Origin of the sequence: Kordia aestuariivivens (genome assembly GCF_014397005.1) — a bacterium.
GTDB classification, from domain to species: Bacteria; Bacteroidota; Bacteroidia; order Flavobacteriales; family Flavobacteriaceae; genus Kordia; species Kordia aestuariivivens.
Genome location: NZ_JACGWS010000001.1, coordinates 203260 through 215411 on the forward strand (window position 1 = coordinate 203260; position 12152 = coordinate 215411).

Sequence of the window (12152 nt, forward strand, 5' to 3'; positions counted from 1 at the left end):
GGTTTAACCGTAATTATGTTTAATCTTTTTAATTTATATTTAAACAAAATTAACCTAAAAATAACTTAGTCATGAAAAAAATTACATTAATTCTAGCATTGCTTTTTTCAGCAATTTCCTTTGCACAAATATCTGTAGGACCTGTACCTGTACCTATTAGTCAAAATCAATCTTTTGGCAGTGTGAGTTCTTCAATTTTTACTCCAATTCCTCAACAATTTAGTGGTGGAGAAATTTTTAGGTTCAGACCTGGTTTAGTAACCCAATTAGACAAAGGGAACGCTTTTGATTTTAACAACAGTCGATGGTTTTCTATCGGGAAATTAAAAACAGGTACGCAGACTGTATTTGGTTTGCGTTTTCAATTACCAAACACAGCGATTACGATGGGATATCAAGATATCGCTGATTTAAACCCACGAATTCAATGGGTAGGATCGGGAACCGATTTAGAATTCAGAGCGGCAAATAGTTTTACATCAACTAATTCTAAGCTGGTAGCAACGATGACAAATGATGGAAGAACCTATTTTGGAGATCCATTAGCCGCATTTGATACAAAAGTTAGTATTGATTATACGGAAGTTAGTGGTGCTTCTTCGCGTGTGGGCTTAACTTTAGAAAGTGATGCTAGTCAAAATGGTGTTTTTACCACAGCAATAAGATCAGTAAACAATGCTGGAGGTTTTATTAAAACGGGCTTGGATATTGAAAGTACTACGGGTTCTAGCTTCGAAAATACAGGGATTAATATTCGTTTAAATGGAGGAACTCAAAACACTGGAGTAAGAGCATTTGTAACAGATAATGGTAGTGATGGTCCAACGTATGGTGTTTTTGGATCAATAGCTAGTACTGCTGATGTAGCAGTTCCTGCTTTTGGAGCAGCTATTTATGGTACTTCATCAACAGACCCAAATCGATTTGCAGGTTATTTTAATGGAAATGTTTTTGTTACTGGAACATTTACGGTTTCCGATAAAAAATTAAAAGATAATATCAAAAATGAAGAAAATGTGTTAGATAAATTAGCACAGTTAGATGCCGTAACCTATACATTTAAACCAAATGACCAGTTAAATTTACCTAGTGAATTACAACATGGATTTTTAGCGCAAAACCTTGAAGAAGTATTTCCTGAATTGGTAACAACAATCAATAAGCCGATATTAGATAAAGAAAATAAACAAACTGGGATTTACGAGTATAAAGCTGTAAACTACACAGGACTTATCTCAGTTTTAACATCAAGCTTACAAGAATTAAATGAAAAAGCTACAGCAAGTATAGATGAATTAAATGAAAAAGTAGCATCGCTAGAAAGTCAGTTGGAAGAGTTGAGAGGAGAAGCTGGTTCATCTAAAGAAAATAAATTAGATAACGCTGGAGAAGTAGGTTTTTCAATGGAGCAAAACAGGCCAAATCCTTTCACAGATCAAACAGTTGTGAATTACACGTTGCCAAGCAATACAAAAGCAACAATTGCAGTTGTTGATTTATCAGGAAAATTTATCAAAGAATACAATTTATCGAATCAAAAAGGACAATTGACTATCAATTCAAGTGATATAGGAAAAGGGATTTTTATCTATACTTTAATTTCAGATAATGAAGTAATGATCTCTAAAAAGATGATCGTACGATAATTTGACAACATTTAATAAATAAGCCAAAACTTTCAATTATGAAAAAAAGAAACATTAAGAAAATCGCATTCAAGAAAAGTATTGTTTCCAACCTAGCTACAGATAGCTTAAAAGGAGGAACAAGAACCTCTAATCTTTGCTCGGCAGTATGTACTGGACAGTGTCCGCCAATGACAGATGGTTGTTTTACATTAGACAATGCCAGTGCATGTAAATGCTTGTAACAGCATACTATTTTAAATCAAAGCGAACTTCGGTTCGCTTTTTTTGTTTACAAGCTTTCAAGTAAATGATATTGAGTTAATTATGTTAAAAATATTCGTGAATTATGGATTATTTCTTACTTTAATGACTTAACCAAAACTATTTTAAATCATGAAAAAAAAGTGCATTAAAAATCTGTCATTAAACAAAAATTCAATCTCTAGTTTGAGTGCGGCTCAAGGCATTGGAGGAATAGAAAATTCAGTTCAACTCTGTATTCGAACATTTGTAGATGCAAATGGGAACAATATATGCTTTAAAACTAGGTTTAATTGCGATCGTACACAATTCGTAGGTTGTGCAATCACAAATGAAGTTGATCCATTTACAATTCCTCTTTGCTAGGAATAACCTTTATTTAAAAAAATTGAGTGGGCTTCGGTCCACTTTTATTGTTTACAAGCTTTCAAGTAAATGGTCTTGAGTTAATTATGTTAAAAATATTCGCGAATTATAGATTATTTCTTACTTTAATGACTTAACCAAAATTATATTAAATCATGAAAAAAAAGAGCATCAAAAACCTGTCATTAAACAAAAAATCAATCTCTAGTTTGAGCGCAGCGCAAGGCGTTGGAGGAAAAGAAAATTCAGTTCAAATTTGTATTCTCACATTAGTTGATCAAAATGGAAATAACATTTGTTTTCAGACTGCGGCGTATAATTGTCATACGCGAAGAATTGGTTGTGTGAACACAAATGAAGTAGACACAAATACATATCCTATTTGTTAAAAATAGCTTCTATTTGAAAAATAGAGTGAGCTTCGACTCACTTTTTTTATACTTAACTAGTTGATTTTTTGGCTTTAAGCTGTTTATTGTTAATGTAATTATGTATTTTTAAGAATTAACTTAAAATTTTAAACCATGAAAAAAAAGAATCTTATCAATTTAAAACTGAACAAAAAATCAGTATCTAACTTATCACAAAACTCAGTAGTTGGAGGAACAAATTGGCCGCCAAGAGAAAACCAATCAGAGAGTTGTTTTGGAGGCTGTGGAATAACTGAAGGACAAACTGGTTCTTGGTGTCTTACTGGAAACCAAACAAACTGTCAATAAATAAATATGATGTATAAAAAAAAGCTTCTCCATTCGGAGAAGCTTTTGCTTTTGTATGCGAAAAGAAACAAATCTTAGTGACCTGAAGCTTTTTCTTTTAAATTGTTAGCAGCTTTCTTAGTATCATCAACCGCTTTAGTTGCAGCGTCTTTTGCGTCACTAGCAGCTTTGTTTGCAGCATCTTTTACGTCTTCAGCAGCTTTTTCTGCACCTTCTTTTACGTCTTTAACTACCTCTTTTGCTCCATCTACTGCATCTTTAGCAGCCTCTTTAGTTGCATCAACAGCATCATTTGCAGCTTCTTTAGTTGCATCAACTGCATCTTTAGTAGCGTCTTTTACATCTTTTACTACTTCTCCAGCTTTATCAGCAGCTTTGTCTCCTTCTTTTTTTACCTCTTCACATGAAGTTGTTCCGAATGCTAAAGCAACAACCAATGCAGCACTTAAAATTACTTTTTTCATCTCTTAATCTATTTATTGTTAAATGTAATAGCAATGTTAAGATTTCTTTTACGGATTCACAAAGAATGTTTTAACATCTTTTTAACATTCTGTAAAATTATCGTTTTAACAGTTGAAAGGTAACTTTTTAAGAATTTCTTGCTTTTTGGAGAGATATGCCATAATAATTTCACTTGCATTTCCATTAGCATGCACATAATTGTGATTAATAATACCAACCGAAGCTCTAAAATTAGTGTCTTTTAGTAAGTTAGATAGTGTATTTTGAAACGCTGCCGGAGACTTTACAGAAAGAACACCGCCGAGTTTTACCAAATCTTCGGCTTCTTTAAATCCAGCATAGTGTTTGCCAATCACAACAGGAATTCCAAACACCGCAGGTTCTAAAGTATTATGCAAACCTGTACTTCCCATGCCACCGCCAATGTATGCAATAGCAGCATAACTATATATTTTTGTCAAAATTCCAATAGTATCTACAATAAAAACATCAAACTGACTTAGATCTTTATGTTGATCTAACTCAGAAAATAAAACAGTCGATTTTGTAATGCTATTTTTTAATTTTTGAATCTCTTGCGATTTAATATTGTGCGGTGCAATAATATACTTGCAATCTTCCTTAGAAGAATTAATAAAAGGTACAAATAAAGCTTCATCTTCTGCCCAACTACTTCCGATCACAACAGTAGTTTTATCATTCTTAAAATTGGCAATAAAAGGCAATGAATTATCACGTTGTAAAATCTCTAAAACTCTGTCGAAACGAGTATCGCCACTAATAGTTACATTTTTATAATTGATGTTTTCTAATAACTGTTTTGAAGTTTCATCCTGTACAAAAATATGGTTAAACGCATGAAGCGATTTTCGCATCCAACCACCATACGACTTAAAAAACGCTTGCGAACTCCTAAAAATAGTAGAAATAGAAATGGTGTGAATGTGTTGTTTTTTCAATTCGGCTAAATAATTTGGCCAAAATTCATACTTCACAAATACTACTAATTCCGGATGCACTAACTTGATAAATCTCTTTGCATTTGCTTTTGTATCAAGTGGTAAATATGTAATAATATCTGCAACGCCACTATCTTTTTTCACTTCATAACCCGAAGGCGAGAAGAAAGTCAGTACAAATTTATGTGTTGGATACAACTCTTTTAAGGATTCTAAAACGGGCAAACCTTGTTCATATTCGCCCAAAGAAGCCGTATGAAACCATACAACGCTATCCTCTTTTTTAAGTTGATTTGATAAAATTTCAAAAACGGTTTTTCTTCCTTGTACAAAAAGTCCAAGCTTTTTATGAAACAATGCTACAATCTTTAAGAAGAAACCAGCAATATAAACCAATATGTTGTAGATGAAATACAAAAGCAATGAGTTTACTGCTAAAATACATTCTTTCGTTTAAATTCATTGGGTATCGTTCTACAATTTTGTAATATTGTTAGAACAAAAGAAAGATACGAATGAAGAAAATCCAAATGGTCGATCTTAAAGGTCAATACGCAAAAATCAAAGACCAAGTTGATCAATCCGTATTAGATGTAATTGCATCTTCAGCATTCATAAACGGACCCGAAGTACACGCATTTCAAAAAGAATTAGAAGAATATTTAGACGTAAAACATGTCATTCCATGTGCTAATGGAACTGATGCTTTGCAAATAGCAATGATGGGACTTGGACTGAAGCCAGGTGATGAAGTCATTACTGCCGATTTTACGTTTGCAGCAACTGTTGAGGTAATCGCATTATTGCAATTAACTCCTGTGTTGGTTGATGTTGAAAAAGATTCATTCAATATAGATCCAGAAGCAATTCGGAAGGCAATCACACCCAAAACAAAAGCCATTGTTCCTGTGCATTTATTTGGACAATGTGCCAATATGGACGCCATTCAAGCCATCGCTAAAGAACACGATTTATACGTCATTGAAGATAATGCACAAGCCATTGGTGCGAGTTATACATTTGCTGATGGAAGCGTGAAAAAAGCAGGCGGAATTGGTCATGTAGCTTCTACGTCTTTCTTTCCTTCAAAAAATTTAGGTTGTTATGGAGATGGCGGTGCTATTTTTACAAACGATGATGACTTAGCACATACAATCAGAGGAATCGTAAATCACGGAATGTACAAACGATATCATCATGATGTGGTTGGTGTAAACTCACGATTAGATTCAATTCAAGCAACGGTTTTACGTGCAAAATTACCACTTTTAGATACCTACAATGCCGCACGTCAAGATGCCGCTCGTAAATACAATGCAGCATTTTCTGGAAATGAAAAAATAATCACTCCGCAAATATCAAAATCTTGCGAAAGCCCTATATGTTCAGGTTGTGACTGTCACGTATTTCATCAATACACATTGCGTGTTGTTGATGTCGATAGAGACGCTTTAGCACAACATTTAAACGAAACTGGAATTCCTTGTGGTGTATATTACCCAATTCCGTTACATGCACAAAAAGCATACAAAGACGAACGTTATAACGAAGCAGATTTCCCAATAACGAATCAATTGATAAAAGAAGTAATTTCACTTCCAATGCACACGGAATTAGATGATGAGCAAATAGCATTCATCACGAAAACGATATTGGATTTTGTGAATAAATAATTGCGAACAAGCACAAATTATTAAAATTTGAAAAAAATAGTAGTTACTGGCGGATTAGGTTACATTGGCTCACACACAGTTGTCGCGTTGCAATTAGCTGGATTTGAAGTGGTAATTATTGATAACTTATCAAACTCTTCTTTAGACGTATTACAAGGAATAGAAACCATTTCTGGGATAAAGCCACAGTTTGAAGAATTGGATTTACGTGATAAACCTGCGACAATTTCTTTCTTTAAAAAACATCTAACTATTGAAGGAATCATTCACTTTGCAGCAAGCAAAGCAGTTGGCGAAAGTGTTACGAATCCGTTGTTGTATTATGAAAATAATCTCTCAACGTTAATTACTATTTTACAGCAAATTCAACATAAAAAACAAATTTCCTTCATCTTTAGTTCTTCGTGTACGGTGTACGGTCAAGCCGAAAAAATGCCGATTTCAGAAAATGCTCCGATACAACAAGCATTCTCTCCGTATGGAAACACAAAACAAATTGGTGAAGAAATTCTTCAAGATACGGCTCAAATCGCAAACGGACTTCAGGTAATTTCACTGCGCTATTTCAATCCAATTGGCGCGCATGCAAGTACTGAAATTGGTGAATTGCCCAATGGGGTTCCACAAAATTTAGTGCCTTTCATCACACAAACAGCAATTGGTTTACGAAAAGAACTAGCTGTTTTTGGAAATGATTATCCTACGGAAGATGGAACTTGCATCCGTGATTATATCCACGTGGTCGATCTCGCGGAAGCGCACGTAATAGCTTTAAAAAGATTATTGGACAAGAAGCATGAAACTTCTTTTGAAGTCTTTAATATTGGCACAGGAAAAGGAAGTTCCGTATTAGAAGTTATTGAAAGTTTTGAGCGCGTAAGCCAACAAAAACTAAACTATAAAATTATAGATAGGCGAGAAGGCGATGTGATTTCTGCGTATGCAGATACAACAAAAGCAAATACTATTTTAGGATGGAAAGCAACATCAACATTAGATGAAGCGATGCTTTCGGCTTGGAAATGGGAACAGAAAATTAGAAAAACCAACTAAACTAACCATAAACAAAACCAAATGAAACCGACATATTAAAAATAATTATTAGCATACAATTACAATGATTATTTTTAATATCAAAGATTCCATTTGACCTTATTAAAAAAATAAAAACCAACCAAATGAAAAAAGGACTCATCTTATGCTTGAGTATTTTGTGTGCAACCATTGTAATGGCACAAGATACCTATTTGCATTGCGGAAAAATTATTGATACCGAAAGCGGAAAAGTGTTAACAGAAAAAACAATTGTTGTTTCTGGAAATAAAATCATAAGTGTTTCGGATGGTTATTTGCAACCCAAAAAAGAAAATGTGATCATGATTGACTTAAAGTCGAAAACGGTCATGCCTGGGTTGATTGATATGCACGTTCATATTGAAAGTGAAACAAATCCAAAAGCATATTTAGAAAAATACACGCTCAATGATGCAGATGTTGCTTTTCGTTCGGTAGGTTTTGCAAACGTAACACTAAAAGCAGGATTTACGACTGTAAGAGATTTAGGTGGAAGTGGCGTAAATATTTCGTTGCGAAACGCTATCAATCAAGGAAGAATTGATGGTCCAAGAATATTCACTTCAGGAAAAGCGTTGGCAACTACAGGTGGACACGCCGATCCGACCAACGGAAATCGTAAAGAAATTGTTGGCGATCCAGGACCAAAAGAAGGTGTTGTCAATAATGTAAGTGATGCAAAAAAAGCAGTCCGTCAGCGGTATAAGAATGGCGCAGATATGATTAAAATTACGGCAACTGGCGGTGTTTTAAGTGTTGCTAAAAGTGGAAGTAATCCACAATTTACTGTGGAAGAAATCAAAGTAATTTGCGAAACAGCGAAAGATTACGGAATGCATGTTGCGGCACACGCACATGGAGACGAAGGAATGCAGCGTGCTATTATTGGTGGTGTAAAAACTATAGAACATGGAACCTTAATGAGCGACGAAACGATGGAGCTCATGAAAAAGCATGATGCATATTTAGTGCCAACAATTACGGCAGGAAAAGAAGTTGCAGCGAAAGCAAAAATTAAAGGATACTATCCGGATATTATTGTGCCGAAAGCATTGGAGGTTGGACCAAAAATTCAGGGAACATTTGCCAGAGCTTATAAAAGAGGTGTTGGAATTGCGTTCGGAACAGATGCAGGTGTATATGAGCATGGATTGAACGGAAAAGAATTCGGATTTATGGTAGAAGGTGGAATGCCAGCAATGGAAACTCTTCAATCTGCAACGATTACAAATGCAAAAATTCTAGGAATGGAAGATCAATTAGGGAAGCTAAAAGCAGGATTTTTAGCTGATATTGTTGCCGTTGACGAAGATCCTACAAAAAACATCAATACGATGGAAAATGTAGTTTTTGTGATGAAAGATGGAAAAATATACAAGCAATAAAAAAAAGCAAAGCCATATGCATTTTACATATGGCTTTGCTTTTTTATTAATTTAATAGTTTGCTTTAATAAATAGTATTATTTACTCTCTCCTTTTAATAATTCTGAATATATATGGCTTAAGTCTGAAGGTTTTAAACCTGGGCTTGCAGAGTGGTGACAACTAAAACAGGTTCCATATAGAGCATAACTTGCCCCGTTTTGTGCATACGTTTCCATTGTACTATTTGCTAATTGACTGGTTCCTATAGCTACACCTGGAGCTGTATTTGTTGAAGAATAACTTGTTCCATCTGGCGCTGCTCCACCGTCAGTCCAAGTAGCTCCAATAAAAATATAGTTCTTACGTAAATCACCTGCTACTAACTGACCTAATACACTATTGTTTATAGAAATCACTTCGCTGTTAGATGCTGCTGGAGTGTCATTTTCAGCATTAGGCGCACCTTCATTTGCAGCTCCCCAAGGTTTTGTCATTTTAGTATTGCTAGCACTAATTGTATTGCTATCTTTTGCAACAATAGTGTTAAGTTCATCACACTTCTTAGCCTTTAACTCATCAGAGTTACAAAAAATCATGTGTGATTGATTGTAGGTTGAATTTGAGCTATCGCTATTTAATAACCAATCATTTCCTGTATCTGCAGCTTGTGTTTTGGTATTACTTTCCGTATCTAGGTAAGTATACTCAAGATTAGGTGCATTATTCACATGTTCAAAAGTTGCCCAAACCATTTCAGGATGCCCATCAATAGTACCTACAATATGTATTCCTATCATTGCTAACTTTTTTTCCCCTGTACCATTAGGAACCCATTTTTGATCATTACTTGTATCATAAGTAGGAACAATAGCATTCATCGTAATATAATCGTCTGCATTTGTTAATTGATCAGCGTCTACCCACGAAGTTTTAATTTCTATTGTTAAGGTGTTAGGGTCTTTAACAGTAATTCCTTGCGTTGCTGCAAAAGCGATAATAGTATTTAACTGATCTTGTGTTGTAGGGAACTCACTTCCACTAACACTTCCTCCACTATTTGCAACTCCATTTAAGTATTGCGCATATACGTCATTTACCATACTTATGTAATAAATGAGTGAACCATTTTGAGCCATCAATACATCATCTGTTGCTTGTCCTTCTTCAGTATCAACAAAGAGTCCATCATTTTTTTGGGCATTAGCTACTGCACTTATTAATTTTCCTTCTTCATGAGGTATTAATGTACGCACATCATCAACAGATGTAGATACCGTATAAAAACTATCTGATTCCATAACTGTTCCACTACTATAATCTCCCGAGGTATTTGGTGAGGTAATCCACAAAAACATTTGTTCAGACCATTTGTAAAAATCACAATTGTTGTTGTGTACAGCAGTTACTGAATTGGCTGCATTTACAGCACCATTTTCAGAAACAGTTTTAGAAGCAAACCAAGAATTAAAATCCGAATTGCTTACTGTACACGATTGTAATACATCGGTAGGGAGTTTAGAGTTTATGGGAGTGCTCAGGACAATTTGAGCCATAGCAGCTCCAGCATCATTCGTTGTCGTCTTATATTTTTCCTTATCCTTTTTTTCTTCACAGGAAACCATAATAAACGCTAAAATTAAAACGATAGATAAGCCTTTAAAAAGTAAATTCTTCATAATGATTAGTATTTGGTTAGTTGTCAAATTTATCGATAATATACGATATATATCTCGGTAAAAATACCTGTTTTTAAAGATTGACATCAGTTTAGTTACTATTATAACGGCTAATGAAGATCCTGCAAAAAACATCAACACGATGGAAAACGTAGTTTTTGTGATGAAAGAGGAAAAATATATAAAGTAGTTTCTTAGAAAAATGACTTTAAAAAAGGAGAAGTGAATCGAAATTCACTTCTCCTTTTTAATTTTGCAGCTTTTCTTAATAAGGAAAAGGGCAATTCCAAGGTAAATCAGTTGGACATACCCAAGCTGACGGACACGCATCAATAACAGATGTGCATGTATCTGTAAGTGGAAGTTTTGTTCCTCCTTTGATTTGTTCGTTTCCTAATTTCGAAATTGAACTTTTGTGAAGCTTCAATGATTTTACATTTCTTTTTTTCATAGTCTTAAAGTTTTGGTTATGTGTAGATTAAGATAAATAAATAGTGCAAGAAGTCATTACGGGAATGCCGTAGTTAACATAAAGTATAGTTTAAAACATTAATATTTCTTCATTGAAAAGAAATAGAACAATTAGGCTTACTATTTTACGCCTAATGAAATCGTTTACTTTGTACATTCTACCAATGATTGACATTCGTAATTAAGTGTTGGACATGTATTGTTTAATGTCTGACAAGTTTGAAAATAGGTGCAAGCAAGCGCAGATGGACAAGCGTCAATTTGTGAGCCACAGACATTAATTTTTGTGATTTGTACAAGTCCTCCATGTATTTGATCATGGTTTAAATGAGAAATTGATTTTTTACGAAGTGTCAATGATTTTGTGATTCTTTTTTTCATGATATAAAGTTTTTGGTTATACAATACCATTAAATTATAAAAAAAGAATAGAAATTGTGTACGGGAATGCCGTAGTTAACATTTAGACATATCTTTATCTGAAATGCTAAAATTAAGATTTGAAAAGAATAATTATTATCGGGTTCTTTCTAGCCGCATGTATCTACATTTTATTTTTTATAAATAGAGAAATTGTAGTACTGTGGAAATTAAATTCTATAACAATTCGAGTAGAAGCACCGTTACTGAAAGAAAAGATTACAGTTGAATATGCGATGAGTACCAAGTTTTATAAAGATGATATCGACTTTTTAAAGAATACAGATTATGTTTTAGTTTTTGATGGAATAGACACGAAAGCGATTCCACATAATTATGGAGAGAATGATTTTATAATTAGTTATGAGAATCAATATTATGTTCCTTTTAGACATTTTAAAACAAAAAGGCAACATCAACATGATTATATATTTTACCTTTATGAAAAAGAAGATGGACTATATGTGAGAATAATGATTGATGGTCCAGATGAAATGAATTTTGAAGCAAAAATGATAGCAATACCTATAAAAAAAACTAGCATTCACTAGGTTTTATATTTATGATATAGAAAATTCTTTTCGTTTGATAAATGAAATAATGAGCAACCCAGTTCCGAGCATGACGGAAACATCTGCCATGTTGAAAATTCCTGTTTTGAAAATTCCACCTAAATCAATATGCATAAAGTCGGTTACGGAGCGATATAAGATTCTGTCGTATAAATTTCCGATTCCGCCACCGATAATACAACACAACCCGAAAATCATGTACTTATCTAAATCAGTGCTGATAATGATCATTCGCAAGATAAAAAGTAATACAGCAATTGGAAGTATGATGAGAAAGATAACTTTCAAAATAGGGTTTTCCATAGAAGATAGAAATCCTAAAAAAGCACCTTTATTTTCTATTTTCATGAGGACAACATACTCGCCAATTACAGAAATTGTTTCGCGTGCGTTAATATGAGTTCGGGCAACAGATTTTGAAACTTGATCGCAACCAACATTCATTAAAATCAGTCCAAAAATCAACAACATCCTTAGCGATCTGGAAATTTTCATAGGTAG

At 33.9% G+C, this 12152-nt stretch carries 14 protein-coding genes; 8 read left to right on the plus strand and 6 right to left on the minus strand.

The features are described 5' to 3' along the window. The first annotated feature begins 71 nt into the window (after positions 1–71). The 4 genes from H2O64_RS00900 to H2O64_RS00915 all read left to right on the plus strand — a co-directional run bounded on the left by H2O64_RS00900 (position 72) and on the right by H2O64_RS00915 (position 2974). On the plus strand, positions 72–1646 hold the full coding sequence (locus tag H2O64_RS00900) for a tail fiber domain-containing protein (protein WP_187560248.1): 1575 nt from the start codon (positions 72–74) through the stop codon (positions 1644–1646). Between the two features lie 38 nt (positions 1647–1684). Next, positions 1685–1870, plus strand: coding sequence for a hypothetical protein (locus H2O64_RS00905; RefSeq protein ID WP_187560249.1), 186 nt, complete (start codon positions 1685–1687; stop codon positions 1868–1870). A 540-nt stretch (positions 1871–2410) separates the two neighbouring features. Continuing rightward, complete coding sequence (locus H2O64_RS00910; RefSeq protein ID WP_187560250.1) at positions 2411–2644, plus strand: hypothetical protein; 234 nt, start codon at positions 2411–2413, stop codon at positions 2642–2644. A gap of 135 nt (positions 2645–2779) precedes the next feature. After that, positions 2780–2974: a hypothetical protein gene (locus H2O64_RS00915; protein ID WP_187560251.1), complete on the plus strand. Its 195-nt coding sequence runs from the start codon at positions 2780–2782 to the stop codon at positions 2972–2974. A 74-nt stretch (positions 2975–3048) separates the two neighbouring features. Here the strand turns inward: H2O64_RS00915 and H2O64_RS00920 are convergent, their stop codons facing one another. Continuing rightward, entirely contained in the window at positions 3049–3438 is a 390-nt protein-coding gene (locus tag H2O64_RS00920; RefSeq protein ID WP_215907107.1) for a hypothetical protein, read from the minus strand. A 105-nt stretch (positions 3439–3543) separates the two neighbouring features. Beyond that, positions 3544–4815 carry a 3-deoxy-D-manno-octulosonic acid transferase gene (locus tag H2O64_RS00925; RefSeq protein WP_187560252.1) on the minus strand — a complete coding sequence of 424 codons (1272 nt, stop codon included), beginning with the start codon at positions 4813–4815 and terminating at the stop codon, positions 3544–3546. A 98-nt stretch (positions 4816–4913) separates the two neighbouring features. Between H2O64_RS00925 and H2O64_RS00930 the strand changes: the two genes are divergently transcribed. The 3 genes from H2O64_RS00930 (at position 4914) to H2O64_RS00940 (ending at position 8530) form a co-directional block, all read left to right on the plus strand. Further along, entirely contained in the window at positions 4914–6071 is a 1158-nt protein-coding gene (locus H2O64_RS00930; protein ID WP_187560253.1) for a DegT/DnrJ/EryC1/StrS family aminotransferase, read from the plus strand. Positions 6072–6098: 27 nt separating this feature from the next. After that, positions 6099–7124 carry a UDP-glucose 4-epimerase GalE gene (gene galE, locus H2O64_RS00935; protein ID WP_187560254.1) on the plus strand — a complete coding sequence of 342 codons (1026 nt, stop codon included), beginning with the start codon at positions 6099–6101 and terminating at the stop codon, positions 7122–7124. A gap of 125 nt (positions 7125–7249) precedes the next feature. Next, on the plus strand, positions 7250–8530 hold the full coding sequence (locus H2O64_RS00940) for a metal-dependent hydrolase family protein (protein ID WP_187560255.1): 1281 nt from the start codon (positions 7250–7252) through the stop codon (positions 8528–8530). Between the two features lie 77 nt (positions 8531–8607). Here the strand turns inward: H2O64_RS00940 and H2O64_RS00945 are convergent, their stop codons facing one another. The 3 genes from H2O64_RS00945 to H2O64_RS00955 all read right to left on the minus strand — a co-directional run bounded on the left by H2O64_RS00945 (position 8608) and on the right by H2O64_RS00955 (position 11040). Further along, a complete protein-coding gene (locus tag H2O64_RS00945; protein ID WP_187560256.1) occupies positions 8608–10188 on the minus strand; it encodes a hypothetical protein in 1581 nt (526 codons plus the stop codon). Positions 10189–10453: 265 nt separating this feature from the next. Then, on the minus strand, positions 10454–10639 hold the full coding sequence (locus H2O64_RS00950; RefSeq protein WP_187560257.1) for a hypothetical protein: 186 nt from the start codon (positions 10637–10639) through the stop codon (positions 10454–10456). A 164-nt stretch (positions 10640–10803) separates the two neighbouring features. Next, positions 10804–11040 (minus strand): class I lanthipeptide, encoded by a 237-nt coding sequence (locus tag H2O64_RS00955; RefSeq protein WP_187560258.1) that lies wholly within the window; start codon positions 11038–11040, stop codon positions 10804–10806. 119 nt (positions 11041–11159) lie between these two features. Between H2O64_RS00955 and H2O64_RS00960 the strand changes: the two genes are divergently transcribed. Continuing rightward, positions 11160–11630 (plus strand): hypothetical protein, encoded by a 471-nt coding sequence (locus H2O64_RS00960; protein ID WP_187560259.1) that lies wholly within the window; start codon positions 11160–11162, stop codon positions 11628–11630. Between the two features lie 9 nt (positions 11631–11639). Here H2O64_RS00960 and lspA read toward each other — a convergent pair whose 3' ends face one another. Continuing rightward, a complete protein-coding gene (gene lspA, locus H2O64_RS00965) occupies positions 11640–12146 on the minus strand; it encodes a signal peptidase II (protein ID WP_187560260.1) in 507 nt (168 codons plus the stop codon). Positions 12147–12152 lie beyond the last annotated feature (6 nt).